The organism is Pseudomonas onubensis, assembly GCF_965653655.1.
GTDB lineage: Bacteria > Pseudomonadota > Gammaproteobacteria > Pseudomonadales > Pseudomonadaceae > Aquipseudomonas.
Genome location: NZ_CBFHAZ010000016.1, coordinates 56,001 through 80,313 on the forward strand (window position 1 = coordinate 56,001; position 24,313 = coordinate 80,313).

General features: G+C 59.2%; 22 protein-coding genes and 1 pseudogene. 15 read left to right on the forward strand and 8 right to left on the reverse strand.

Features of this window, described 5'->3' with window-relative positions; genetic code table 11:
- Positions 1-241: 241 nt before the first annotated feature.
- Positions 242-1,090 carry a formyltetrahydrofolate deformylase gene (gene purU / locus ACTD9P_RS08335; RefSeq protein WP_017139791.1) on the forward strand — a complete coding sequence of 283 codons (849 nt, stop codon included), beginning with the start codon at positions 242-244 and terminating at the stop codon, positions 1,088-1,090.
- Positions 1,091-1,201: 111 nt separating this feature from the next.
- Positions 1,202-1,372 (forward strand): hypothetical protein, encoded by a 171-nt coding sequence (locus ACTD9P_RS08340; RefSeq protein WP_178112624.1) that lies wholly within the window; start codon positions 1,202-1,204, stop codon positions 1,370-1,372.
- A 48-nt stretch (positions 1,373-1,420) separates the two neighbouring features.
- Here the strand turns inward: ACTD9P_RS08340 and ACTD9P_RS08345 are convergent, their stop codons facing one another.
- Entirely contained in the window at positions 1,421-2,185 is a 765-nt protein-coding gene (locus ACTD9P_RS08345) for a methyl-accepting chemotaxis protein (protein WP_371923617.1), read from the reverse strand.
- A 93-nt stretch (positions 2,186-2,278) separates the two neighbouring features.
- Positions 2,279-3,310, reverse strand: a pseudogene (locus ACTD9P_RS08350) (HAMP domain-containing protein); the annotation flags it as partial.
- Positions 3,311-3,514: 204 nt separating this feature from the next.
- On the opposite strand from ACTD9P_RS08350, the gene ACTD9P_RS08355 reads away from it, so the two are divergent.
- Positions 3,515-4,993 carry a helicase HerA-like domain-containing protein gene (locus tag ACTD9P_RS08355; RefSeq protein ID WP_438867331.1) on the forward strand — a complete coding sequence of 493 codons (1,479 nt, stop codon included), beginning with the start codon at positions 3,515-3,517 and terminating at the stop codon, positions 4,991-4,993.
- Between the two features lie 4 nt (positions 4,994-4,997).
- Here ACTD9P_RS08355 and ACTD9P_RS08360 read toward each other — a convergent pair whose 3' ends face one another.
- Positions 4,998-5,453 (reverse strand): DUF721 domain-containing protein, encoded by a 456-nt coding sequence (locus ACTD9P_RS08360; protein WP_056858560.1) that lies wholly within the window; start codon positions 5,451-5,453, stop codon positions 4,998-5,000.
- Positions 5,454-5,758: 305 nt separating this feature from the next.
- Between ACTD9P_RS08360 and secA the strand changes: the two genes are divergently transcribed.
- The 3 genes from secA to ACTD9P_RS08375 all read left to right on the forward strand — a co-directional run bounded on the left by secA (position 5,759) and on the right by ACTD9P_RS08375 (position 10,800).
- Positions 5,759-8,494 carry a preprotein translocase subunit SecA gene (secA, locus tag ACTD9P_RS08365; RefSeq protein ID WP_438867332.1) on the forward strand — a complete coding sequence of 912 codons (2,736 nt, stop codon included), beginning with the start codon at positions 5,759-5,761 and terminating at the stop codon, positions 8,492-8,494.
- A gap of 124 nt (positions 8,495-8,618) precedes the next feature.
- On the forward strand, positions 8,619-9,836 hold the full coding sequence (argJ, locus tag ACTD9P_RS08370; RefSeq protein ID WP_138814035.1) for a bifunctional glutamate N-acetyltransferase/amino-acid acetyltransferase ArgJ: 1,218 nt from the start codon (positions 8,619-8,621) through the stop codon (positions 9,834-9,836).
- A gap of 19 nt (positions 9,837-9,855) precedes the next feature.
- Positions 9,856-10,800 (forward strand): Nudix family hydrolase, encoded by a 945-nt coding sequence (locus ACTD9P_RS08375; protein WP_438867333.1) that lies wholly within the window; start codon positions 9,856-9,858, stop codon positions 10,798-10,800.
- Positions 10,801-10,926: 126 nt separating this feature from the next.
- Here the strand turns inward: ACTD9P_RS08375 and ACTD9P_RS08380 are convergent, their stop codons facing one another.
- Genes ACTD9P_RS08380 through ACTD9P_RS08390 form a run of 3 tightly spaced genes read right to left on the reverse strand, consistent with a single transcriptional unit; the run spans position 10,927 to position 14,508 of the window.
- The gene (locus tag ACTD9P_RS08380) at positions 10,927-11,505 is read right to left on the reverse strand and encodes a cob(I)yrinic acid a,c-diamide adenosyltransferase (RefSeq protein ID WP_200433036.1); all 579 of its coding nucleotides are present in this window, start codon (positions 11,503-11,505) and stop codon (positions 10,927-10,929) included.
- Positions 11,506-11,507: 2 nt separating this feature from the next.
- Entirely contained in the window at positions 11,508-13,544 is a 2,037-nt protein-coding gene (locus ACTD9P_RS08385; RefSeq protein ID WP_438867335.1) for a sensor histidine kinase, read from the reverse strand.
- 46 nt (positions 13,545-13,590) lie between these two features.
- The gene (locus tag ACTD9P_RS08390) at positions 13,591-14,508 is read right to left on the reverse strand and encodes a putative 2-dehydropantoate 2-reductase (RefSeq protein ID WP_438867336.1); all 918 of its coding nucleotides are present in this window, start codon (positions 14,506-14,508) and stop codon (positions 13,591-13,593) included.
- Between the two features lie 123 nt (positions 14,509-14,631).
- Between ACTD9P_RS08390 and ACTD9P_RS08395 the strand changes: the two genes are divergently transcribed.
- On the forward strand, positions 14,632-15,117 hold the full coding sequence (locus tag ACTD9P_RS08395) for a YajQ family cyclic di-GMP-binding protein (protein ID WP_438867337.1): 486 nt from the start codon (positions 14,632-14,634) through the stop codon (positions 15,115-15,117).
- A 136-nt stretch (positions 15,118-15,253) separates the two neighbouring features.
- The gene (locus tag ACTD9P_RS08400) at positions 15,254-16,096 is read left to right on the forward strand and encodes a mechanosensitive ion channel family protein (protein ID WP_138814041.1); all 843 of its coding nucleotides are present in this window, start codon (positions 15,254-15,256) and stop codon (positions 16,094-16,096) included.
- Between the two features lie 191 nt (positions 16,097-16,287).
- Here the strand turns inward: ACTD9P_RS08400 and ACTD9P_RS08405 are convergent, their stop codons facing one another.
- On the reverse strand, positions 16,288-17,586 hold the full coding sequence (locus ACTD9P_RS08405) for an OprD family porin (protein ID WP_438867338.1): 1,299 nt from the start codon (positions 17,584-17,586) through the stop codon (positions 16,288-16,290).
- 741 nt (positions 17,587-18,327) lie between these two features.
- On the opposite strand from ACTD9P_RS08405, the gene ACTD9P_RS08410 reads away from it, so the two are divergent.
- A complete protein-coding gene (locus ACTD9P_RS08410; protein WP_438867339.1) occupies positions 18,328-18,753 on the forward strand; it encodes an HIT domain-containing protein in 426 nt (141 codons plus the stop codon).
- Between the two features lie 3 nt (positions 18,754-18,756).
- A complete protein-coding gene (locus ACTD9P_RS08415; protein WP_017139805.1) occupies positions 18,757-18,963 on the forward strand; it encodes a SlyX family protein in 207 nt (68 codons plus the stop codon).
- 85 nt (positions 18,964-19,048) lie between these two features.
- Here the strand turns inward: ACTD9P_RS08415 and ACTD9P_RS08420 are convergent, their stop codons facing one another.
- The gene (locus ACTD9P_RS08420; RefSeq protein ID WP_003193875.1) at positions 19,049-19,651 is read right to left on the reverse strand and encodes a cold-shock protein; all 603 of its coding nucleotides are present in this window, start codon (positions 19,649-19,651) and stop codon (positions 19,049-19,051) included.
- Positions 19,652-20,083: 432 nt separating this feature from the next.
- On the opposite strand from ACTD9P_RS08420, the gene ACTD9P_RS08425 reads away from it, so the two are divergent.
- The 5 genes from ACTD9P_RS08425 (at position 20,084) to ACTD9P_RS08445 (ending at position 24,236) form a co-directional block, all read left to right on the forward strand.
- Positions 20,084-20,557 (forward strand): Dps family protein, encoded by a 474-nt coding sequence (locus tag ACTD9P_RS08425; protein ID WP_003193874.1) that lies wholly within the window; start codon positions 20,084-20,086, stop codon positions 20,555-20,557.
- A gap of 181 nt (positions 20,558-20,738) precedes the next feature.
- A complete protein-coding gene (locus ACTD9P_RS08430) occupies positions 20,739-21,080 on the forward strand; it encodes a ribbon-helix-helix domain-containing protein (protein WP_438867340.1) in 342 nt (113 codons plus the stop codon).
- 168 nt (positions 21,081-21,248) lie between these two features.
- Complete coding sequence (locus ACTD9P_RS08435) at positions 21,249-21,470, forward strand: FmdB family zinc ribbon protein (protein ID WP_017139808.1); 222 nt, start codon at positions 21,249-21,251, stop codon at positions 21,468-21,470.
- Between the two features lie 107 nt (positions 21,471-21,577).
- A complete protein-coding gene (gene aspS, locus ACTD9P_RS08440) occupies positions 21,578-23,353 on the forward strand; it encodes an aspartate--tRNA ligase (protein ID WP_438867341.1) in 1,776 nt (591 codons plus the stop codon).
- Positions 23,354-23,489: 136 nt separating this feature from the next.
- Positions 23,490-24,236, forward strand: a complete 747-nt coding sequence (locus tag ACTD9P_RS08445) for a YebC/PmpR family DNA-binding transcriptional regulator (RefSeq protein ID WP_438867342.1) — start codon at positions 23,490-23,492, stop codon at positions 24,234-24,236.
- The last annotated feature ends 77 nt before the right edge of the window (positions 24,237-24,313 follow it).

The following is a 24,313-nucleotide window of genomic DNA, read 5'->3' on the forward strand; positions in this document are numbered from 1 at the left end:
AATGTTTGTGGCGCTGCTATGCAATCGAGTTAATTACTAGGTGGTAGGTGTAAAGATAATTCCATTTTATTTCGGATAATTGCCTGCCCGTGAGGGGCGTTCATAATAGCGGAGGTAAAACCCTACGCTATTAAGGGATGTCACCCGCGCCGGGCGACAGAATAAGGTGCAAGGAATACTGCAGTTTTTCTGCGTAATCGCTAGAATGGCGGCCTTTGCGAAGTTCTGGAGTTTCCCCCTAATGCGCACTTTTCGGCTGGTGATTGCTTGCCCGGACCGGGTTGGCATCGTTGCCAAAGTCAGTAACTTTCTGGCCTCCCACAACGGCTGGATCACCGAGGCGAGCCATCACTCGGACGATCTCAGCGGTTGGTTTTTCATGCGTCACGAGATACGTGCCGACACGCTGCCCTTTGGTCTTGAAGCGTTTCGCGAGGCGTTTGCGCCGATCGCCGAAGAGTTTTCGATGACCTGGCATATCACCGACACGGAGCAGAAAAAACGTGTCGTGCTGATGGCCAGCCGCGAGTCCCACTGCCTGGCCGACCTGCTGCACCGCTGGCACAGCGATGAGCTCGACTGCGAGATAGCCTGTGTGATCTCCAATCACGATGACCTGCGCAGCATGGTCGAATGGCATGGCATCCCGTACTACCACGTGCCGGTCAACCCACAGGACAAGGAACCGGCATTCGCCGAAGTCTCCCGCCTGGTCAAGCAGCACGAAGCCGATGTGGTCGTGCTGGCGCGCTACATGCAAATCCTGCCGCCGGAGCTGTGCAGTGAGTACGCTGGCCGAGTGATCAATATTCACCACAGCTTCCTGCCGTCGTTTGTCGGGGCCAAGCCCTACCACCAGGCCTCTCTGCGCGGTGTGAAGTTGATTGGCGCCACTTGCCACTATGTGACCGAGGAACTCGACGCCGGCCCGATCATCGAGCAGGACGTAGTGCGTGTCAGCCACAGTGACAGCATTGAAGACATGGTGCGTTTCGGCCGTGACGTCGAGAAGATGGTGCTGGCCCGTGGCCTGCGTTACCACCTGGAAGATCGCGTGCTGGTGCACGGCAACAAGACGGTGGTGTTCTGATAGCACGTTTAAATAGCCACGTTTAAATAGCCTCGTTTAAGTTGTAGAAAAAAGGGCCTGGGCGTTAAATCGTCCCAGGCCCTTTTTTTGTCCGCCCTTAAGGATTGAGCGATGAGCGATCCACTCGATAAAGCCACCTCCAAAGCGCCTGCGACGCTGGGCGAGGGGTGTTTGAGCCGTTTTGACCCGGATGACCTGGACGCTGAGGACGGCACCGAGTTTCCCGGTGCCGCCGAGTTGTGGCAGCAGGAACAGGCTAAAACCGATCCCGAGCAAGCCTAGCGGCCCGCCGCCTTAAACGCTCGGCGGGCCTTTGGATCAGATCCGGAATCAGATGCGGAAACTGCCCACCAGCTGTTTCAAGCGTGCGGCCTGTTGTTCCAGGTCGGTACAGGCGCGCAGGGTGGATTGCAGGTTTTCCACACCTTCCTGGTTGAGGGTGTTGATCTCGGTGATGTCCATGTTGATCGACTCCACCACCGAGGTCTGTTCCTCAGTGGCGGTGGCCACGGACTGGTTCATGCCGTCGATCTCGCCAATACGCTGGGTCACGCTGTTGAGGCGCTCGCCGGCCAGGTTGGCGATGTCCACGCTCTCCAGGCTGTGGCGCTGGCTTTCACTCATGGTGCTGACCGAATCGCGGGCGCCGACTTGCAGTTCCTCAATCATCTTTTGCACTTGTTGCGCAGACTCTTGAGTGCGGTGCGCCAGGTTGCGCACCTCATCGGCGACTACCGCAAACCCGCGCCCGGCTTCCCCGGCCCGCGCGGCTTCGATGGCAGCGTTCAGCGCCAGCAGGTTGGTTTGCTGGGAGATGCTGGTGATCACTTCCAGAATTTGCCCGATGTTCACCGTCTTGCTGTTGAGCGCTTCAATATTGCTGCTGGAGGCGCTGATCATCTCGGACAGCTGGTTCATTGCCTTGATATTACGCTCGACCACTTGCTGACCGTCTTCGGCCAAGTGCCGGGCATCGCTGGCCTGATGGGACGCCTGGGCGGCATTACGCGCAATTTCCTGCGCAGCCGCGCCCAGTTCGTTGATGGCGGCCGCCACGCTGTTGGTGCGATTGGCCTGCTCGTCAGAGTTGACCATTGACGAGTTGGAGGCGCTGACCACACGCAGTGCCACTTCATTGACCTGCTCGGTGGCCGAGGACACTTCGCGAATCGAGGTATGAATACGTTCCACGAAGCGATTGAAAGCGTTACCCAGAGTGCCGAACTCGTCGTGATTCTGGATGTTCAGGCGGCGGGTCAGGTCACCTTCGCCATCGGCGATGTCCTGCATGGCGCGGGTCATTACGTGCAGGGGTTGCAGCAGCACACGGATCAGCATGCCGAGCAGGGCGATGATGATCACCACCGCGATGATCGTGGCGATGACGGCCGAGGTGCGAAATTTGCTGAGCATGGCGAAGGATTTATCTTTATCCACCGAAATGCCCAGGTACCAGTTCACCGACGGCAGGCCTTTGATGGGGGTAAAGGTCACGATGTTGTCTTTGCCATTGGCCTCGACTTCGCTGAAATCACCACTGATTTTCGGGGTGTTTTTCGGGTACATGTCGGCCAGGGTCTTCATCACCAGGTTCTTGTCCGGGTGCACCAGCACTTTGCCGTCAGCGCTGACCAGGAACGCGTAGCCCATGCCGCCGAAGTTCAGCGCGCCGATGTTATCCACCAGGGTTTGCAGGCTCAGGTCGCCGCCGACCACGCCGATGCTTTGCCCGGCCTTGGCGCTGGGGGTGGCGACGGAAATGATCAACTGGCCGGTCGCCGCGTCGATGTAGGGTTCGGTGAGGGTTGAGCCGTTGCTGCTTTGGGCGCCTTTGTACCAAGGGCGCACCCGTGGGTCGAAACCGTCCGGCATCTTGGTGTCGGGGCGGATGGTGAAGGCGCCTTTGCTGTCGCCCACGTAGGTGGCCATGAACGAGGAGGTCAGCGTTTTCTGCTCGAGCAGGCCAGCAACCACGGCGGGTTCAGGGTTGATGGCGATGTTCTGTGCAGCGTTTTCGACCAGGGCAATGCGCCCGGTGAGCCAGGTTTGAATGTTGCTGGCGGTGACATCGCCCATTTCATGCAGGTAATTATTGAGGTCGTCGCGAATCGCGTTGCGTTGCAGGTAGTCGTTGTAGAGGGTAAACAGTGCAAAAGCGGCGATGACGATAAGGGAGGCTGCAAGCAGGATTTTATGGCTGAAGCGCAGGTTTTTATTCATGGCTTGTAGGGTCCGCTAAGGTCTTAATATCCGAAGCGCGTCCTCGTGGGACGCGCAAAATGACAGCGTCAAAAAAGGTGTGATACTGCGTGTGATAATTCCGGTGGTCCCTGTGAGAACTATCTGACCTATTTTTAGACTTTGTGGGTCTTACCTCTGTCTGTATCGACCTGACGGCACTAAAGATTAACCAAAGGTGACGAAATGCCTGATTCCTCGCAACTCCTTATCGGCGCCGGCCTCGACGGCCAGCCCATCGCCCAGGCCATGCGCCTGGCCAACCGTCACGGGTTGATTGCCGGCGCCACCGGTACAGGTAAAACCGTCACGTTGCAGCGCTTGGCGGAAGCGTTCAGCGATGCGGGTGTGGCCGTGTTTGCTGCTGATATCAAGGGTGACCTGTGCGGCCTTGGCGCTGCGGCCAACCCGCAAGGCAAGGTGGCCGAGCGCATTGCGGGCATGCCCTTCCTTAATTACGGCGCCAAGGCGTATCCGGTAACGCTGTGGGATATCCACGGGCAGTCCGGTCATCCATTGCGCACCACCATCAGCGAAATAGGGCCGTTATTGCTTGGCAGCCTGCTTGAGCTGACCGACAGCCAGCAATCGGCACTCTATGCGACGTTCAAAGTGGCCGACCGCGAAGGCCTGTTGCTGCTGGACCTCAAAGACCTCAAGGCCTTGCTCAACCACCTGCGTTATCACCCGGAGCTGCTGGGCGACGACGCGGCGCTGATGACCACCGGTTCCAGCCAGGCACTGTTGCGGCGCTTGGCGGTGCTCGAGCAGCAGGGCGCCGAAGCCTTGTTCGGCGAGCCGGCCCTGCAACTGGAAGATATCTTGCAGCCGGCCGGCGATGGTCGCGGGCGCATCCACCTGCTGGACGCAAGCCGTCTGGTGCATGAGGCGCCCAAGGTCTATGCGACCTTCCTGCTGTGGCTGTTGGCCGAGTTGTTCGAGCAACTGCCGGAGCGTGGCGATGCCGACAAACCGCTGCTGGCGCTGTTTTTCGACGAGGCACATTTATTGTTCGCCGATACGCCCAAGGCATTGCAGGACCGCCTGGAGCAAGTGGTGCGTTTAATCCGTTCAAAGGGCGTGGGTGTGTACTTTGTCACTCAATCCCCAGGGGATTTGCCTGACACGGTATTGGCGCAACTGGGCCTGCGTATCCAGCATGGCCTGCGGGCGTTCACCACTAAAGAGCAGAAATCCCTGCGTGCGGTGGCGGACGGTTTTCGCCCCAACCCGGCGTTCGATACCTTGTCGGTGCTGACCGAGTTGGGCACCGGTGAGGCGTTGGTGGGTACGTTGCAGGAAAAGGGCACGCCGGAAGTAGTCCAGCGCGTACTGGTGGCGCCGCCGCAATCGCGGATCGGGCCGCTGAGCGAAGCCGAGCGCGCCGCGATCATCGCCAGCTCGCCTTTATTGGGGCGCTACGACAAGCCGATTGACCGTGAGTCGGCCTATGAAGTGCTGATGGCGCGCAAGGAGCTTGGCCCGACCGAGGAGGCCAACCCGACCGCTGAAGAACCGAGCTTTACCGACAGGGCCGGGGCGTTCCTGGGGACCACGGCTGGCAAGGCGCTCAAATCCGCCATGCAACAGGCGGCCAATCAAATGGGGCGGCAGTTGGTGCGCGGGTTGTTGGGCTCTTTATTGGGCGGCAGTAAACGCAAATAGGGGTTCAGGGCTTGGGCCTGGCGTGGGCGGCCAACCGCTCCAACGCTGCGCGCAAGCCCGGATCGCTGATGCCGTCGGCCGTGGCTTGAATGGTTTCGGCGGCATTCTGCGACAGGTCCATGGTATGCCCCACTGCGCCTTGCTGCACGGTGGGCGGCTGCACCTTGAACTGGATGCGGGTCAGGCTGGCAAATTCATCAAAGGCCATCAATTGCCGCTGCAAGCGTTTTTGCTGGTAGCGCAGGCGCGTCGCCCAATGCCCATCGGTGACAATTAGCAGCAAATTGCCTTCGCGCCACGACGCCACATGACAATGTTCGCGGGCGGCAGGTTGCAGTTGGCTTTCTACAAGGCGTTGCAAATGGCCCAAGCGTTGCGCGTGGCCGAAGATGGCTTTCAACGGTTTGGCTTCGCGGAGCAACACGCTGGGCGCGCGGGCTGTAAGTGGGCGAAACGCCATGTTTAGACACCTTAAGTAACAGAGCCGCCATCTTAGCAGAAAGCGCCTGTGCGGCCCCAGGCAAAGCGATAGCAGGGCAATGCGAGTGAAATCAATAGGTAACTTCTGCGCTTGATGGGTTGAAGTTCCAGCAAAAGCCCTTATTTTAAACAGGCCCTCTCACAGCGCCATGCCAGCATCGGGGAATAACGCCACTTTCCTCACCCACGATTCCGGGTAGAATGCGCGTTCGCATGCGGCCGTGAGGGCTGCTCGGGCCACTCACGGTGCGCCCTCCATCCCTATGTGTGGAAGAACCTGCCGATATGTTTGCGCCTTTGTTAAAGAAACTTTTTGGAAGCAAGAATGAGCGCGAAGTCAAACGCATGCTCAAGACGGTGCAGCTGGTCAATGCCTTCGAAGAGCAGATGGTTGCCCTGTCGGACGAGCAATTGCGCGCCAAGACCCAAGAGTTCAAGGCCCGCATAGCCAAAGGTGAAACCCTCGACAAGCTGTTGCCTGAAGCCTTTGCGGTCGCCCGTGAAGCCGGTAAGCGTGTCATGGGCATGCGCCACTTCGACGTACAGTTGATCGGCGGCATGACCCTGCATGAAGGCATGATTGCTGAAATGCGTACCGGTGAAGGCAAGACCCTGGTGGCCACCCTGGGCGTTTACCTCAACGCACTGTCCGGCAAGGGCGTGCACGTTGTGACGGTGAACGACTACCTGGCTCGCCGGGACGCCAACTGGATGCGCCCGCTGTATGAATTCCTCGGCCTGACCGTCGGCGTAGTCACGCCGTTCCAGCCGCCGGAAGAAAAGCGCGCCGCCTACGCGTGCGACATTACCTACGGCACCAACAACGAATTCGGTTTCGACTACCTGCGCGACAACATGGCGTTCAGCATGGAAGAAAAATTCCAGCGCGAACTCAACTTTGCCGTGATCGACGAAGTCGACTCCATCCTCATCGACGAAGCGCGTACCCCGCTGATCATCTCCGGCCAGGCCGAAGACAGCTCGCGCCTGTACACCGAGATCAACAAGTTGATCCCGCGCCTGGTGCAGCACGTTGAAGAAGTTGAAGGCGTGGTGACCAAAGAAGGTCACTTCACCATCGACGAGAAGACCCGCCAGGTCGAACTTAACGAAGCCGGTCACCAGTTTGTTGAAGAGATGCTCACCCAGATCGGCGAGCTGGCCGAGGGTGAAAGCCTCTACTCGGCACATAACCTGGGCCTGTTGACCCACGTGTATGCCGGCCTGCGCGCCCACAAGCTGTTCCATCGCAACGTCGAATACATCGTCCAGGACGGCCAGGTCGTACTGGTTGACGAACACACCGGCCGTACCATGCCGGGTCGTCGCCTGTCCGAAGGCCTGCACCAGGCCATTGAAGCCAAGGAAATGCTCAACATCCAGGCAGAGAGCCAGACGTTGGCGTCCACCACCTTCCAGAACTACTTCCGTCTGTACAACAAACTGTCCGGCATGACCGGTACAGCCGACACCGAAGCGTTCGAATTCCACCAGATCTACAGCCTGGCCGTGATGGTGATCCCACCGAACAAGCCGCTGGCGCGTAAAGACTTTAACGACCTGGTGTTCCTGACGGCCGAAGAGAAGTACGCGGCAATCATCAACGACATCAAGGACGGCATGGCCCAAGGCCGTCCGATCCTGGTGGGTACTGCTACCATCGAGACTTCCGAGCACGTGTCCAACCTGCTCGACAAGGAAGGCATCGAGCACAAGGTCCTCAACGCCAAGTTCCACGAAAAAGAAGCCGAGATCATCGCCCAGGCCGGTCGCCCAGGCGCACTGACCATCGCGACCAACATGGCCGGTCGTGGTACCGACATCCTGTTGGGCGGTAACTGGGAAGTGGAAGTTGCAGCACTGGAAAACCCGAGCCCTGAGCAAATCGCCCAGATCAAGGCTGACTGGCAGAAACGCCATCAGGCGGTGCTGGAATCCGGTGGTTTGCAGGTGATCGCGTCCGAGCGTCACGAATCGCGCCGTATCGACAACCAGCTGCGTGGTCGTGCCGGTCGCCAGGGCGACGCCGGTTCCAGCCGTTTCTACCTGTCGCTGGAAGACAGCCTGATGCGTATCTTCGCCTCTGATCGGGTGAAGAACTTCATGAAAGCCTTGGGCATGCAGTCCGGTGAAGCGATCGAGCACCGCATGGTGACCAACGCCATCGAGAAGGCCCAGCGCAAAGTTGAAGGCCGCAACTTCGACATTCGTAAGCAACTGCTTGAGTTCGATGACGTCAACAACGAACAGCGTAAAGTGATCTATCACATGCGTAACACGTTGCTGGCCGCCGACAACATTGGCGAAACCATCGCTGACTTCCGTCAGGACGTGCTCAACGCCACCGTCAGCGCACACATCCCGCCACAGTCCCTGCCTGAGCAGTGGGATGTTGCCGGCCTGGAAGCCGCGTTGAAGAGCGACTTCGGTGTGGACTTGCCGGTTCAGCAGTGGCTGGACGAGGACGACCACCTGTACGAAGAAACCCTGCGCGAGAAGCTGATGACCGAGCTGCTGGCCGCGTACAACGAGAAAGAAGAGCAGGCGAGTGCCGAAGCACTGCGCACGTTCGAGAAGCAAATCGTTCTGCGTGTGCTGGATGACCTGTGGAAAGACCACCTGTCGACCATGGACCACCTGCGTCACGGTATCCACCTGCGTGGCTACGCCCAGAAGAACCCGAAACAAGAGTACAAGCGCGAGTCGTTCACGCTGTTCTCCGAGCTGCTGGATTCGATCAAGCGCGATTCGATTCGCGTGCTCTCCCACGTTCAGGTGCGTCGCGAAGACCCGATCGAGGAAGAAGCTCGCCTGCGTCAGGAAGCCGAGGCATTGGCTGCGCGCATGCAGTTCCAGCATGACGAAGCACCGGGCCTGGAAGCGCCGGAAGTCTTGGGCGAAGAGGTTGATGTGGCCTTGGCTCAAACCCCGGTTCGCAATGACCAGAAGCTGGGCCGCAACGAGCTGTGCTGGTGCGGTTCGGGCAAGAAGTTCAAACACTGCCACGGCGAAATCAACTAAGATTTTTGCCTGACGCTGCAACACCCTGCGCCGCGACCGGCCTTTGCCGTCGCGGCGTTTTGCCATTAATTTCACCGTCGATCACGACGGCACAGACATCACCTATTTTTTAAGGAGCGCATTCATGGCTGTTGGTCTTGGTCCTTTGCCCACTTTGCACCCGGTCGCCGGTTTTGAACTCGGTATCGCTTCGGCCGGCATCAAGCGCCCAGGGCGCAAAGATGTAGTGGTGATGCGCTGTGCCGAAGGCTCGACGGTTGCGGGTGTGTTCACGCTCAACGCGTTTTGCGCAGCACCGGTCATCCTGGCCAAGCAACGCGTGGCCGGCTCGATCCGTTACCTGCTGACCAACACTGGCAATGCCAACGCCGGTACTGGCGAGCCAGGCCTGGTTGCCGCTGCGCGCACCTGCGCCAAGCTGGCCCAGTTGACCGGCGTGGATGCCAGCCAAGTGCTGCCGTACTCCACCGGTGTGATCGGTGAGCCGCTGCCGGTGGAAAAAATCGAAGGCGCGCTGCAAGCCGCTCTGGACGACCTGTCTGTGGATAACTGGGCGGCTGCGGCCACCGGCATCATGACCACCGACACCTTGCCCAAAGGCGCGAGCCGCCAGTTTGTACACGATGGCGTGACCGTCACCGTAACCGGCATCAGCAAGGGCGCGGGTATGATCCGCCCGAACATGGCCACCATGCTCGGCTACATTGCCACCGACGCCAAAGTCTCCCGCGACGTGTTGCAGCGCCTGATGCTCGACGGCGCCAACAAGTCGTTCAACCGCATCACCATCGATGGCGATACCTCGACCAACGACTGCTGCATGCTGATCGCCACCGGCCAGGCCAACCTGCCGGAAATCACCTCCACCGAGGGCGCGCTGTTCGCCGCATTGAAGCAGGCGGTGTTCGAAGTGTGCATGGACGTGGCTCAGGCCATCGTGCGTGACGGCGAGGGCGCAACCAAGTTCGTCACGGTTGAAGTCAACGGCGGCGGCAATCACCAGGAATGCCTGGATGTCGGTTACACCGTGGCCCACTCGCCACTGATCAAGACCGCACTGTTTGCTTCTGACCCGAACTGGGGCCGCATCCTCGCTGCCGTCGGCCGTGCCGGTGTGCCGGACCTGGACGTCAGCAAGATCGACGTCTTCCTTGGCGAGGTGTGCATTGCCAGCCGTGGTGCGCGCGCCGAAACCTACACCGAAGCCCAGGGCTCGGCGGTGATGCAGCAAGAAGAAATCACCATCCGCATCGAGTTGGGCCGCGGCGAGTGCAGCGAAACCATCTGGACCACTGACCTGTCCCACGAGTACGTGAAGATCAACGCGGAATACCGCACCTGACAGCCAAGAGGAAAGCCTGGTGAAACGAGTGCATGTAGCAGCAGCGGTGATCCGTGGCGTCGACGGCAGGATTCTGCTGGCGCGCCGCGCCGATACCCAGCACCAAGGCGGCCTCTGGGAGTTTCCCGGCGGCAAGGTGGAGGCTGATGAGTCGGTCGCAAGCGCTTTGTCCCGCGAGTTGCAGGAAGAACTGGGCATCCAGGTCACCACGGCGCGCCCGCTGATCAAGGTGCAGCATGATTACCCGGACAAGCAGGTGTTGCTGGATGTCTGGGAAGTCTCGGCCTTTACCGGCGAGCCGCACGGTGCCGAAGGGCAGCCGTTGGAATGGGTGACGCCGCGGGACTTGCTCAACTATGAGTTCCCGGCGGCGAATGCACCGATTGTTGCAGCTGCCCGTTTGCCCGCTGAATACCTGATTACCCCGGGTGAGCTGGAAACGCCGACCCTGCTGCGGGGCATTCAAAAAGCCATTGCTGGAGGCATCAAGCTGATTCAACTGCGTGCGCCCAACGGTTACGACCCTAAATACCGTGACCTGGCGGTGGACGCGGTGGGCCTGTGTGCCGGCAAGGCGCAATTGATGCTTAAAGGGCCGTTTGAATGGCTCGGGGATTTCCCTGCCGCCGGCTGGCACATGACCTCGGCGCAACTGCGTAAATACGCGAGCAAAGGCCGACCGCTGCCGAAGGATCGCTGGTTGGCGGCTTCTTGCCACAACGCCGAAGAGCTGGCACTGGCAGAGATGATGGACGTGGATTTTGTCACGCTGTCGCCGGTGCAGCCGACCCAGACTCATCCTGATGCAGAGCCTTTGGGTTGGGAACAGGCAGCGGAGTTGATCCGTGGGTTCAGCAAACCGGTGTTTCTGCTGGGCGGGGTAGGGCCGGCTGAGCGGGAACAGGCTTGGGAAGCCGGGGCTCAGGGTGTGGCAGGTATTCGCGCGTTTTGGCCTGAGGTTTGATGCTGTTCTGACTGGCCTCTTCGCGAGCAAGCCCGCTCCCACAGTTAACCGAGTTCCACCTTTGGAATGCGGTCAAATGTGGGAGCGGGCTTGCTCGCGAAGGCGGCAGACCAGGCGCCGCGTTTTTCAGTGAGGCTTCGCCGCCGCCTGCCACAACACTTCCGCTACACCCTGGCGCTTGGCAATCACCCGCGCCGCCACAAACAACACATCCGACAACCGATTGATATACGCAAGCCCCACGCCTTCCAACGGCTCAATCGCATTCAACTGCTGACACCGCCGCTCCGCACTGCGTGCCAGGCTGCGGCACACATGGGCCTGGGCAATCAGCGCTGAACCGCCGGGCAAAATGAAGTTCTCCAGCGGCCCGACTTCCTCGTTCCAACGGTCAATCGCTGCTTCCAGCCGGTCGACCTCTGCCGCATTCAACGCTTTGTACACGGGCATCGCCAACTCACCCCCCAAATCGAACAAGCGGTGCTGGCAAGGTGTAAGCACCTCGATCACTTCCTTGAGCTGCGGGTGCTGGCCGCTCTGTTCTTCAAGGTTGGCCAGCAGCAAACCCAACTGACTGTTCAGCGTATCTACCTCACCGATGGCCTCCACGCGAGGGTGATCCTTCGGCACGCGACGGCCATCGCCCAGGCCTGTCTCGCCCTTGTCGCCGGTGCGGGTGTAGATCTTCGACAGGCGAAAGCCCATGGTCATTGCTCCAGTTGAGTCAGTTCATAGGGTGGGATTTGGCTGCCGGCCAACGGCAGGCGCAACGTAAAACAGGTGCCCTGGCCGAGGGTGGAATGCACTTCCATCTGGCCTTTGTGGTTGTTGGTGATGATGAAGTACGACACCGACAGCCCAAGCCCGGTGCCTTGGCCGATTTCCTTGGTGGTGAAGAACGGCTCGAACGTGCGTTTGCGCACGTTCTCGCTCATGCCGATGCCATTGTCTTCCACCTGGATCTCCGCCCACGGCGGGTTGAGGCGGGTGCGCAGGATAATGCGCCCCGGCTCGCTGTCATCTTCACGCAGGTGAATAGCTTGCGCCGCGTTTTTCAGCAGGTTGAGCAGCACCTGTTCCAGCTCGTTGGCGGTACCCGGCACCGGGCCCAGTTGTGGGTCGAACTGGCGGATGATCGCCTGGCCCTTGAAGTCGAAGCCGATGGTCAGGTCGAAGTCGTTACCGGCAATTTCCACGGCCTGATCGATCAGTGCCGGCAAATCGCAAGGCGCCATCTGGCGGTTGCTGCGGCGGCTGAAGCTGAGCATATGGGTGACGATTTTCGCCGCCCGCGCACCGGCTTGCTGGATGCCATCGAGCAGTTGCGGGACTTCGCGGCTTTGCAGGTAGTGGTTGACTGTCTCCAGCTCGATACCGGCCTGTTCGGCGTGTTCCAGGTTCCTGGGCAGGTCGGGAGACAGGCGCCGGCGGATGTTCTGCACGTTATGCAGGATCGCCCCCAGCGGGTTGTTGATCTCATGGGCCATGCCTGCAGCCAGGCCGCCCACGGAGAGCATTTTTTCCGACTGCACCATCATTTCTTCCAGGGACAAACGCTGGGTGATGTCGTCGATACGGATCACCACGCCGCGCCCGGCACCGCCCATCAACGGGTAGAAGGTCAGGGCGTAATGCTTGGGTTCGTCGTCCTTGATCCAGGTGACGCGTTCGATGCGTTCGACCGTGTGCTGCTCCACCGTGGCCTTTATCTGCGGCAGGTACGGTTTGAGCGGCTGGAAGGCGAGGAAGATCGGCTGGTTCAGCGCTTCATCCAGGCGCGTGCCGGAAAGCGCCGTGGCTTCCTGGTTCCATTGGGTCACGTACAGCTGTTCATCCAGAGCGATCAGCGCCGACGGCATCGAGTCGATGATGCTGTTGAGGTAGTTCTGGAAGCCGGTGAGCTTTTTCTCGATCTTGCTGCGCACCTGCACTTCCAGTTCCAGCTTGCGGTTGGTGTGGCGTGTTTCCTCGGCCAGGCCCTGGGCCTGGTCGTAGGCTGCCTGAGAGTCGTCCCGCGCACGTTTGAGCTGCTGCTCGCGGGCTTCGATGCGTGACAACATGGTGTTGAAGGCTTCGGCCAGGCTGCCGATTTCATCATGGTTGCCGCGCCCGGCACGCAGGGCGTAGTTCTCTTCACGCGTCACCTGGCGTGAGAGTTCTTCCAGCTCATGGATCGGGCGCGTGATCAGGCGCTTGATCTGTCGGGCTATGACCAGCCACAGCAATACGCTGAAAATCAGGATGCCGAGGCTGGCGGTCAATGTGCCGGTATAGAAGGCCACCGGCAACTCACTGCTGGCCACCAACAGCAAATGCCCGGACGGCTGGCCGGCGCGGGGCAGGGTGATGACCTGGTTGCTGCGAAATTCGGTGAGGCGCCAGGCTTCGATATGGCGGTAGTTTTCCGGCAGGTGCAAGCGGTTGCCGTGCTGCATCTGTGCCAGCAAGGTGCCTTCGCCGTCGTACAGCGCGGCGGCGCGCAAGGGTGAATAGCTGGTCAACTCATTGAGCAGGGCGTCGGCCTTGGCCGGGGATTCAAGCGCTTCGGCGGCCAGCGACGGGTTGGAGACCAATCGACCAATGGCCTGCAGCGCCTGGGGTGCCATGCTTTCCTGGGAAATCCAATAGGCGGCGCTGATAAACGTCAGGTTGGCCACCAGCAATACGGTGGTCAACAGCACCAGCAGGGCGGCCAGCAGTTTCTGCCCTACCGGTAGGTTTTCTAGACGCTGGCGCAGTGGCATCAGGTTTTTTCCAGGTGATAGACAGGTAGGCAGGGTAGCGCGTGCCTCAGTTGCTGGCCAATCCGTGTGAGTGCAAGTCGTCGACCAGGCGCGCCTGCAACTGTTGCAGATGCGGCAGCACCAATTGATGGCGCGCTGCCGCCTGGCACGCATAGCCGAGCAGGTAGCTGATTTCGGTGCGGCGGTTGTTGGCCACGTCCTGATACATGGAGGAGTAGTTGGCCGCGGTGGCCTGGATTACGCGTTCCACTTCGCTGTGCAAGTCTTGTGCGGCGGCGGGTTGGCCGCAACATTCGAGCAACTCGCTCAATTCGGCGCACAAAGTCGCGACTTCACAGTGATGGGCTTGCAGGCCACCGTTGCGGCACTGGTAAAGCACGGTTAATGGGTTGATGGCGCAATTGAGCGCCAGCTTGCGCCACAAACGCGTCAGGATGTCGGTGCTCCACTCATGGGGAATGCCCGCGGCGTGCAGGTCGTCCAGCCACAGCGGGGGAGTGGGATGGCGCGCGTCCCCCAGCCAGGTGTAGCCGTGGCCGGCGAAGACCACGCGCCAGTCACCTTCACGAAACGCGCCTTCGGTGCTGGAGGCAAAGAGGCAGCGGGCCTGGGGTAATTGCGCGGCCACCGCGTCCTGGCTGCCAAGGCCGTTTTGCAGCAGGATCAGTTCAGCGCCGGGTGCCAGTCGGTGTTGCAGCTGTGCGATGGCGCTTTGGGCGTCGTAGGCTTTGCACGCCACCAGCAGGCGATGAATCGGCTCGGGGCTGTCGGGTGTTTCGCCGATCACTGGGTAAGTATTTTCTACGCCGTGTTCCACCAGGGTCAGGCCGCCCGCCTGGTGATAGCTGGCCAGGCGCACGGCATCACGCACTATCAGCCGCACGGGCAGGCCCGCGCGTGATAAGCGCGTGGCCCAGAGGGTGCCCAGGCTGCCGGCGCCGAGAATATGCCAGGTGGTCGACATCAGTTTGTGCTCCGTAGGGTCGCCTGCGATGAATGGCGCGAAAGAACCGCTATAATGCCTCGGCATTTTAGCTTGGGCGCGCTCCATCGCGACGAAGCCCGCCCCTTATATTGGAGAAATGACATGCCTTCGTTCGACGTGGTATCCGAACTGGACAAACACGAAGTCACCAACGCCGTCGAAAACGCCGTCAAGGAACTGGACCGTCGCTATGACTTGAAGGGCAAGGGCAGCTTCGAGTTCAAGGAAAAGGAACTGACCGTCAACCTGACCGCTGAAGCCGATTTCCAGCTGGAAGCGATGATCGAGATCTTCAAGCTGTCGTTGGTCAAGCGCAAGATCGACGCACAGTGCCTTGAAATCAAGGACGCCTACGCCTCGGGCAAGCTGATGAAGCAGGAAGCCGTGCTCAAGGAAGGCATCGATAAGGAGCTGGCGAAGAAGATCGTCGCTCACGTCAAAGATGCCAAGTTGAAGGTCCAGGCCGCCATTCAGGGTGAGCAGGTACGTATCACCGGCAAGAAGCGTGACGACCTGCAAGAAGCCATCGCCGCCCTGCGCGCCAAGGCCTTCGACATGCCGCTGCAGTTCAATAACTTCCGCGACTGATGGCACATTGGGGAACCTGTGCGCGTTTTTAACGTCCCACGCCCCAGAAACAGTGCCTACACTTGAGCCCTTCGGGGCTCATTTGCGTTTTAAGGCAGTCAATTAAGCCGCACATCCGCGCAACAGGAGAAGATAGATGGATTTAAACGCTGAAATGGATCACCTGATCAAGACCTCGCAGTCCTGGATCCCCATGATCATGGAATACGGCAGCCGCGTGTTGCTGGCGGTGATCACCCTGGCCATCGGCTGGTGGCTGATCAACGTATTGACCCACCGCGTGGGACGCTTGCTGGCGCTGCGTAACGCCGACCTGGCGTTGCAGCACTTCATCACCAGCCTTGCGAACATTGCGCTGAAAGTCATGCTGATTGTCAGCGTGGCCTCGATGATCGGCGTGGCCACCACCTCGTTTGTCGCCGCGATCGGTGCCGCCACCCTGGCCATCGGCCTGGCGTTGCAGGGCAGCCTGGCGAACTTTGCCGGTGGCGTGCTGATTCTGCTGTTCCGCCCGTTCCGCATTGGTGACTGGATCGAAGCCCAGGGCACCTCCGGGACTGTCGACAGCATCCAGATCTTCCACACCGTGCTGCGTACTGGCGACAACAAGACCGTGATCGTGCCCAACGGCATCCTGTCCAACGGCATCATCACCAACACCAACCGTCAGCCGACCCGCAAAGTAGTGTTTGATGTGGGTGTCGACTACGAAGCCGATCTGCAGAAGGCCCGTGAGGTGCTGTTGGAGCTGGCCAAAGACCCACGCGTACTGGCCGACCCGGCGCCTGTGGCCGTGGTGTCGACCTTGGGTGACAGTTCGATCACTGTCTCCCTGCGTTGCTGGACCAATACCCCGGATTATTGGGACGTGGTGTTTATGCTCAATGAACTGGCGCGTGATCGTTTGAAAGGCGCGGGTATTGATATTCCGTTTCCACAGCGAGTTATTCGCGTGATGCAAGAACCGCTGGCCAAATAACTAAGCGGCAGGCTGTCGAACTTGGCCGATAGGTCAAGTTTGATGCGTAAGGCCAATATAGTTACTTAGCTTGCTAGTTATTTTTCTTGTGTAATAAATCTGAAATAAAAAAGCCGCTCCCTTGCAAAACAAGGGAGCGGCTTTTTAGTTAAGGCTTACGCCTTAAGTCATCGTTGTAATTAAACAGCTAATTACAAGATGTTCAGCGGGTATTGCGCGATCAGACGCAGTTCGTCGATCGACGCCGAACCGTAGTACACGCCATCAGACGAACGATAGGTCGCTTGACGAACGCGCAGGCTCAGGTCTTTTGCCGGGCCGCTCTGGATCACGTACTTGGCTTCGATGTCGCGTTCCCACTCTTTGGCGTTGGTCGTGACGCCGTTATCTGCACCGCTACCGGTCACATAACGAGTCATGAAGCTCAGGCCTGGAACGCCGTACTTGGCCATGTTCAGGTCATAACGAGCCTGCCAGGATTTTTCGCCTTCAGCGTTGAAGTCGGAACGTGCCACGGAGTTAGCCAAGAAGATCGAGCCACCGCCGTCTACACCGTAGCCGTAGTCGCCGTCACCGCTAACCTTTTGATAGGCCAGGGTGAAGGTGTGAGCGTCGATGGTGTACGCACCTTGCAAGCTGTAGGCACGGTTATCGAGCTTGGTGGTGTTGTCTTTTTCGGCTTTTTGCAGAGCCGCGCCATCGCTTTTGGTGCTGTAGATGTTGAAGTCAACAGCCAGCGATTGATCGTTGCTGAGCGCGTGGGTCCAGTTCACGTTGGCGTAGAGTTTCTTCCAGTAGTCCTCGACTTTCGAGTAGTAGAGGCTGGTGGTGAACTCTGGGGTCCAAGCGTAAACGCCGCCAATGAAGTTGGCGTCTCTCAGGCCACGACCCGTGTCGGGTTCGGAGCTGCCGATGCTGTCCTTGTAGGTGTGATCCTGGGCAACGATCGAGGTGAAGTGACCGGCTTCAAGCTTCAGGTCTTTGATTTCGTTGCTGGTCAGAGAGATACCTTGTGGCAGCTCTGGCAGCAGGCGACTGTCATCGGAAGCAAACACGGGTGCGGTGGTGTATTGATCACCTACTTTCAGCACGGTGTTGGAGAAGCGGAACTTAATCGCGGCGCCGCCTTTGGAGTAGTCGTCTTCCGAGCGACCGTCAGAGCCAGTAGGGAACAAGCCAGTCCCGGCGCGACCCTTGCCACTGTCGAGCTTGACGCCCAGCAGGCCGATGGCGTCAACACCAACACCGATGGTGCCTTGGGTGAAGCCCGACTGGTACAGGCCATTGAAACCAAGGCCGGTTTCTTCGCTGCGGCTTTGGCCAGTGTCGTTGTTGCGCTTGTCACGGCTGAAATACAACATACGAGTGTTGATGCTGAAAGTGCTGTCTTCAACAAAGCCCTTGGAATCGTCCTGGGCGGACGCCATTGCGAACTGCGAGGTGCCTGCTGATACAGCCAGGGCGATCATGCTCCACTTCATCACGCGCATCGTGATTTGCTCCTTTGGTTTTAGGAAGAGTACTGCCGTCCCACCTGTATTTTTATCTGGGCGGCTCTTTCTTTTTTGTGTCGGCGCAAAGTTATATCACGCAGACCCTATTGACGATACTTACTCATCTATCCTTTCAGCTTCTTTACGAGGCTGTCGTAAATTGCTATTTCCCTGTCGCAAATTCACAGCCCGAGTGTCACCGGGCTGACAACTAAAGTGCAGTATTCAACCCCCTTGCGAAGTTTGAACTCATCCTTGAAATGCACCTGAACGCTACTGTTTCTTATCGCGTAACACCTGTATCCAAACGGGTGCCGTTGCCGACGATACGGGTGGGAATGCAACAAGCGTGCACAAAGCGGTAACCGAATGTCATTTTTTCGTGAAAAACGTTACGACGGTGTAAAAACCGCATAAGCACGGGCTTTTTACGTCGTTTGGTTTGGGCTTGACGCCCCGCTGAAACACCCATTGAGAGGTGCAAAAATCCTGTGCCAGGGCAAAGCGTTACCGGTTCACCCCTTGAGTGGGTAATTGGCGGATCCCTTTGAGGCACGGGTGGGTCATTTTGGTGCATCCCGCTGAGGCCCGATTTAGCGTAGCTCAAATATTTGCCTGCCTCGAAAGGGTGCGTGCTTTTTTGCCCGGTTGCCCCAACGCTCCCGCATTCGCCGTGAAGCCTTGAGCATTCGAAGGTATGCTGGGCACCTGAAATTGACCTGCCGAACGGAGTGCCGCGTGTTCGCCTTAGACCAACGCCTGCAACAAGACACACTGGCCATTGGGGACTTCCCGCTCTGCCGCCTGCTGCTGTCCAACGACGCCAATTACCCCTGGTTCATTCTGGTGCCGCGCATCGACGGTATCAGCGAAGTGTTTCAACTGGATGTCGCCGATCAACATCGGCTGTGGCAAGAGACGACCGCCCTGGCACAGTTGCTTAATGAAGGGCTGGCGGCCGATAAAATGAACATCGGCGCGCTGGGTAACGTAGTCAGCCAGTTGCACGTGCATGTGATTGTGCGCAAACGTGATGATGCGGCCTGGCCGGCACCGGTCTGGGGCAAACACCCGGCACGGCATTATACCGATGAGCAAGTGGCGGCGATTCGCAGCCAATTGCGCGGGCTATTGCCTGCCGACTTCATCTTTAGCCAGGACTGAATCATGGACCTGCAAGACCGCGTTACCGATCTGGAAAGCCGCCTGGCCTTCCAGGACGACACCATCGAGACCCTCAATGACATCCTGGTCACCCAGCAGCGTGCGGTGGAGCGCCTGCAAATGCAGATGACGGCGTTGCTCAAGCGCCAGGAAGAAATGGGCGGGCAATTCGAGACCTCCGAAGAAGAAGCGCCGCCGCCACATTATTAATCGGCCCTTCGTTAAACAGCCGCGCATAAAAAACCGCGATCCAGCTCAGCCGGATCGCGGTTTTTTTATGCGCTGCGGTTAGGCGTCAGCGACGCGGCAAGGCCGCAATCACGTCTTCGGCTTGCAGGCCTTTGTCGCGGTTCATGACGGAGAACTCCACGCGCTGGCCTTCGACCAGTACGCGATGGCCTTCGCCACGGATAGCCCGGAAGTGGACGAAGATATCGTCGCCCGAATCGCGGGAAATAAAGCCGAAGCCTTTGGAGGTATTGAACCACTTGACGGTCCCGGTATCCCGGTTGGTCATGTCGTAGTTTTGCGACGCCGCGGCAGGCGACGAACGGTAGAAGCTGATGGCCAAGTGAAGAACGATGGCGACCACAGCAATCACCAGGCTGAGCAGGATGGCCGGGTGGCCGCCCACTTCAGGCATAGGTGCCAGGAGGGTGAGGGTTTGCACGACAACGGTCAGTACCAACAGCGCGCTGACCAGGTTTTGCAGTTGATGACGCGTGCCTTTGTTCCAGTAAGGGATTACCGGTGCGAGCGTCAGGTTAAGAAGGCCGAACAAGGCCAGGTACAGGGCGTCGTGTTGTTCCAGGTACGGCAGGCTTTCAGGCTGCAGACTCGGAATAAAGGACAGCAGCAACGCTGCAACGCCCGTCAGGAGGTGGACGATTTTCAACATTTTGATTAACTCACGTTAAGACGGATCACAAGGAAGAGCTGACTGGCACGGTTCGCTTCTGAACAATGGGAGGCGTTGGGCACGTGCGCGGGTATCAGCCTATGTGGCGTACCGCAGAAATAAACGGCAACCACACGCCACCTATTTAACAGCAAAGGCTGTGCCTACTCAAATCAAGCATTTCGGGGTGTTGCCAGCGCCACGGCATTTCTGCGTCAAACGCTTGTCCTAGACAGTGCGGGACTCTGCGAGTGGTAATTTCAGGGTCTTGCGACTCGTCACACAGGTTAGCCCGTCGCTGACAGGCGCAGCCGTGCAGAGGGGCGATATGTCGCACGCTGCCTGCGTGTGCCGGGCTGCACACCGCCGGCACTCTTGCTAGAGTGGTCCTGCACCTGATCAATGAATGTTCGTCAATTGAAGGGGAAAAACATGGCAATCGATATTGGTATCAGTGAAGAAGACCGTAAATCCATCGTCGATGGGCTTTCACGGCTGCTGTCCGATACCTATGTACTGTATTTGAAAACCCACAACTTCCACTGGAACGTCACGGGCCCCATGTTTCGTACGCTGCACTTGATGTTCGAGGAGCAGTACAACGAACTCGCGCTGGCGGTGGACTCCATTGCCGAGCGTATCCGTGCCCTGGGCTTCCCGGCGCCGGGTGCCTATTCGATCTATGCGCGGCTGTCTTCGATCAAGGAAGAAGAGGGCGTGCCCAGCGCCGAAGAGATGATCAAGCAACTGGTGGCCGGCCAGGAAGCCGTCACGCGCACCGCTCGCGGTATTTTCCCGTTGCTCGACAAGGTCAGCGACGAGCCGACCGCCGACCTGTTGACCCAGCGCATGCAGGTTCACGAGAAAACCGCGTGGATGCTGCGTTCCTTGCTTGAAAACCAGTAAAAGCCTCTCCTGAGTGGCGCCTCCCTGGCGCCGCTCGCTTGTTTCTCCGCACTTCCTGGCGTTGTCCTACAACTTTCCAATCCGCGTCTTCTGGCTGCCCCTCTCGCCCTGCTGTTTTATAGGCTCACTGCCCAATGGGAGAAACCCATGGGCTGCTGTTTGGCAATGGAGTGTCAGGTGTATGTCACGCGGAGTGGGTAATGGAGTGATGGAAACCGCCGGTTTTCACAAGATAAAGGTCGACCCCTTTGCCAAAGGGTTCGACATGGGACTGGCCAAGCCATTGTCCCGGTCGATCAGGCTCAACGGGTTTTCCACCTGTCTGCGCCTGGAGCAGATCTATTGGAATATCCTCACGGAGATAGCCAGGATCAATGCCTGTTCAGTCAGCGCGTTGTTGTCGTATGTCGATCGGGAGGTGCATTTGCGTTACGGGGGAGTGAAGAACTTCAGCGGGCTGGTGCGGGTAGTGTGCGTGGTCCACGTATTAAAAGAGCGCGCCAGCGCCACGGGCCTGGATTAAACCGCCGGTTGCGAAGCAGGCTCGCCGTCAAGGCGGGCCAGGCTTCGGGCAGAAAGCCGGCTGCACTGTGTCGATTTACCAGATATAATCCCGCGCTTTGCTGCGCGTCCCTGGCTTATCCACAGGGTGGGCGTGGTGCAGTTACGATCTGATCGCCGAGACATCTCCATGCCCATGTACGACTATCAATGTGCTTCCTGTGGTCATCAGTTGGAAGCCATTCAGAAGATCAGCGCTGCGCCGCTGGTCGATTGCCCAGCCTGCCAGGCACCTGAGCTGAAGAAGATGTTGTCCATGCCGGGCTTCCGCCTGAGCGGCGGCGGCTGGTATGAGACCGACTTCAAGACCGGCGCCAAGAAGAATCTGGCGGGCGGCGACAAAGCAGACTGAGTTGAACTCTACGCGCAGGCTCCTGCATTATCCGTCCCCTGCTTAACTGTACGGTGACGAGGCGAGCCTCCATCGAATTTCGAATTACGAGAAGTGAAACCACTACCATGATGCGCAGCCACTATTGCGGCCAACTGAACGAGACCCTGGATGGTCAGGAAATCACCCTTTGCGGATGGGTTCACCGTCGCCGCGACCACGGCGGGGTAATTTTCCTCGATATCCGTGATCGTGATGGTCTGGCCCAAGTGGTGTTCGACCCGGACCGCGCCGAGAGCTTCGCCGCCGCCGACCGCGTGCGCAGCGAATACGTCGTGAAGATCACCGGCAAGGTGCGCCTGCGCCCGGCCGGTGCTGTAAATGCCAACATGGCCTCCGGCGCCATCGAAGTGCTGGGTTATGAGCTGGAAGTGTTGAACGAGTCGGAAACCCCGCCGTTCCCACTCAACGAATACTCCGATGTGGGCGAAGAAACCCGCCTGCGCTACCGCTTCCTGGACCTGCGCCGTCCGGAAATGGCCGAGAAGCTGCGCCTGCGTTCGCGCATGACCACCAGCATTCGCCGCTTCCTCGACGAAAACGGCTTCCTCGACGTCGAAACGCCGATCCTCACCCGGGCCACCCCGGAAGGCGCGCGTGACTACCTGGTGCCAAGCCGTACCCACGCCGGTTCGTTCTTCGCATTGCCGCAATCGCCACAGCTGTTCAAGCAACTGCTGATGGTTGCCGGCTTCGACCGCTACTACCAGATCGCCAAGTGCTTCCGTGACGAAGACCTGCGCGCTGACCGCCAGCCTGAATTCACCCAGATCGACATCGAGACCAGCTTCCTCGATGAAAAAGAGATCATGGGCCTGACCGAGCAAATGATCCGCAACCTGTTCAAGGAAGTGCTGGACCTGGAATTCGGCGAATTCCCGCACATGACCTTCGAAGAAGCCATGCGCCGTTACGGTTCCGACAAGCCAGACCTGCGTAACCCGCTGGAACTGGTGGACGTGGCCGACCAGCTCAAAGCAGTCGACTTCAAGGTGTTCAGCGGCCCGGCCAACGACCCTAAATGCCGCATCGCCGCCCTGCGCGTGCCTGGCGGCGCGAGCATGCCGCGCAAGCAGATCGACGACTACACCAAGTTCGTCGGCATCTACGGTGCCAAAGGCCTGGCGTACATCAAGGTCAACGAGCGCGCCAATGGCGTTGACGGCCTGCAATCGCCGATCGTCAAAAACATTCCGTTGGACAACCTCAACGCGATCCTGGACCGCGTCGGTGCAGTCGATGGCGACATCGTGTTCTTCGGTGCCGACAAGGCCAAGATCGTCAGCGAGGCCTTGGGCGCGCTGCGCATCAAGCTCGGTCACGACCTGGACCTGCTGACCTGCAAGTGGGCACCGATGTGGGTCGTCGACTTCCCGATGTTCGAAGAGAACGACGACGGCAGCTTCAGCGCCTTGCACCACCCGTTCACCGCGCCGAAGTGCTCGCCTGAAGAGTTGGAAGCCAACCCGGCCGGCGCTCTGTCGCGTGCCTACGACATGGTGCTCAACGGCACCGAGCTGGGTGGCGGTTCGATCCGTATCCACCGCAAAGAGATGCAACAAGCGGTGTTCCGCCTGTTGGGCATCAACGAAGCGGAACAGGAAGAGAAGTTCGGCTTCCTGCTCGACGCCCTCAAGTACGGCGCACCGCCGCACGGTGGCTTGGCGTTCGGCCTGGACCGTCTGGTGATGCTGATGACCGGCGCCCAGTCGATCCGTGAAGTGATCGCCTTCCCGAAAACCCAGAGTGCTGCGGACGTCATGACCCAGGCGCCGGGCGTAGTGGATGCCAAGGCGTTGCGCGAACTGCACATCCGTCTGCGCGAGGCGCCGAAGGCTGAGTAAGGCTGCGGCGTGAAAGCGCAATAAGGTTTTACGCAGTCAAAAAGGCGCATCTTCGGATGCGCCTTTGCGTTTAAAAGAGGGAATTCCTGCCTGGGGCGGGATTGATAAGGTTTCTAGAGAATTTCGGAGTTGTGTTATGGCTGGCCATTCCAAGTGGGCGAACATCAAGCACCGCAAAGAGCGTCAGGATGCCAAGAAAGGCAAGATCTTCACCAAGTGGATTCGCGAACTGACCGTCGCCGCCCGCCAAGGCGGTGGTGACCCAGGTTCCAACCCGCGTCTGCGCCTGGCGCTGGACAAGGCCTTGGGCGCAAACATGAGCCGCGACATCATTGATCGCGCCGTGGCCCGTGGTGCCGGCGCTGCCGATACCGACGACATGGTCGAGCTGAGCTATGAAGGCTACGGCCCAGGCGGCGTGGCGGTGATGGTCGAGTGCATGACCGACAACCGCAACCGCACGGCGGCCGCTGTGCGCCATGCCTTCAGCAAATGTGGCGGCAACCTGGGCACCGATGGCTCGGTGGCTTACCTGTTCGAGCGCAAAGGGCAGATCACGTTTGCGCCTGGCACCGACGAAGACGCCTTGATGGAAGCTGCGATGGAGGCAGACGCTGACGACGTGGTAACCAACGAGGATGGCTCCATCGACGTGTTTACCTCGTTTGCCGGCTTCTATGCGGTGCGTAACGCGCTGGAAGCCGCTGGTTTCAAAGGCACCGACGCGGAAATCGTGATGCTGCCCACCACCAGCGCCGAGCTGGACCTGGACGGCGCGCAGAAAGTGCTGAAGATGCTGGACATGCTCGAAGACCTGGATGATGTGCAGAACGTCTACTCGAATGCCGACATCCCGGAAGAAGTGGCTGAACAGCTAGCCTGAGGGATGATGCAGATCAAAATGTGGGAGCGGGCTTGCTCGCGAAAGCGGTGTTTCAGTCAACTCATATACTGACTGAC

Bases quoted from the DNA above. Each gene is read 5' to 3' on its own strand.
- purU (WP_017139791.1), top strand. From the start codon at position 242: ATGCGCACTTTTCGGCTGGTGATTGCTTGCCCGGACCGGGTTGGCATC.
- ACTD9P_RS08340 (WP_178112624.1), top strand. From the start codon at position 1,202: ATGAGCGATCCACTCGATAAAGCCACCTCCAAAGCGCCTGCGACGCTG.
- ACTD9P_RS08345 (WP_371923617.1), bottom strand. From the start codon at position 2,185: ATGGTCAACTCTGACGAGCAGGCCAATCGCACCAACAGCGTGGCGGCC.
- ACTD9P_RS08355 (WP_438867331.1), top strand. From the start codon at position 3,515: ATGCCTGATTCCTCGCAACTCCTTATCGGCGCCGGCCTCGACGGCCAG.
- ACTD9P_RS08360 (WP_056858560.1), bottom strand. From the start codon at position 5,453: ATGGCGTTTCGCCCACTTACAGCCCGCGCGCCCAGCGTGTTGCTCCGC.
- secA (WP_438867332.1), top strand. From the start codon at position 5,759: ATGTTTGCGCCTTTGTTAAAGAAACTTTTTGGAAGCAAGAATGAGCGC.
- argJ (WP_138814035.1), top strand. From the start codon at position 8,619: ATGGCTGTTGGTCTTGGTCCTTTGCCCACTTTGCACCCGGTCGCCGGT.
- ACTD9P_RS08380 (WP_200433036.1), bottom strand. From the start codon at position 11,505: ATGGGCTTTCGCCTGTCGAAGATCTACACCCGCACCGGCGACAAGGGC.
- ACTD9P_RS08385 (WP_438867335.1), bottom strand. From the start codon at position 13,544: ATGCCACTGCGCCAGCGTCTAGAAAACCTACCGGTAGGGCAGAAACTG.
- ACTD9P_RS08390 (WP_438867336.1), bottom strand. From the start codon at position 14,508: ATGTCGACCACCTGGCATATTCTCGGCGCCGGCAGCCTGGGCACCCTC.
- ACTD9P_RS08395 (WP_438867337.1), top strand. From the start codon at position 14,632: ATGCCTTCGTTCGACGTGGTATCCGAACTGGACAAACACGAAGTCACC.
- ACTD9P_RS08400 (WP_138814041.1), top strand. From the start codon at position 15,254: ATGGATTTAAACGCTGAAATGGATCACCTGATCAAGACCTCGCAGTCC.
- ACTD9P_RS08405 (WP_438867338.1), bottom strand. From the start codon at position 17,586: ATGCGCGTGATGAAGTGGAGCATGATCGCCCTGGCTGTATCAGCAGGC.
- ACTD9P_RS08415 (WP_017139805.1), top strand. From the start codon at position 18,757: ATGGACCTGCAAGACCGCGTTACCGATCTGGAAAGCCGCCTGGCCTTC.
- ACTD9P_RS08420 (WP_003193875.1), bottom strand. From the start codon at position 19,651: ATGTTGAAAATCGTCCACCTCCTGACGGGCGTTGCAGCGTTGCTGCTG.
- ACTD9P_RS08425 (WP_003193874.1), top strand. From the start codon at position 20,084: ATGGCAATCGATATTGGTATCAGTGAAGAAGACCGTAAATCCATCGTC.
- ACTD9P_RS08430 (WP_438867340.1), top strand. From the start codon at position 20,739: ATGTCACGCGGAGTGGGTAATGGAGTGATGGAAACCGCCGGTTTTCAC.
- ACTD9P_RS08435 (WP_017139808.1), top strand. From the start codon at position 21,249: ATGCCCATGTACGACTATCAATGTGCTTCCTGTGGTCATCAGTTGGAA.
- aspS (WP_438867341.1), top strand. From the start codon at position 21,578: ATGATGCGCAGCCACTATTGCGGCCAACTGAACGAGACCCTGGATGGT.
- ACTD9P_RS08445 (WP_438867342.1), top strand. From the start codon at position 23,490: ATGGCTGGCCATTCCAAGTGGGCGAACATCAAGCACCGCAAAGAGCGT.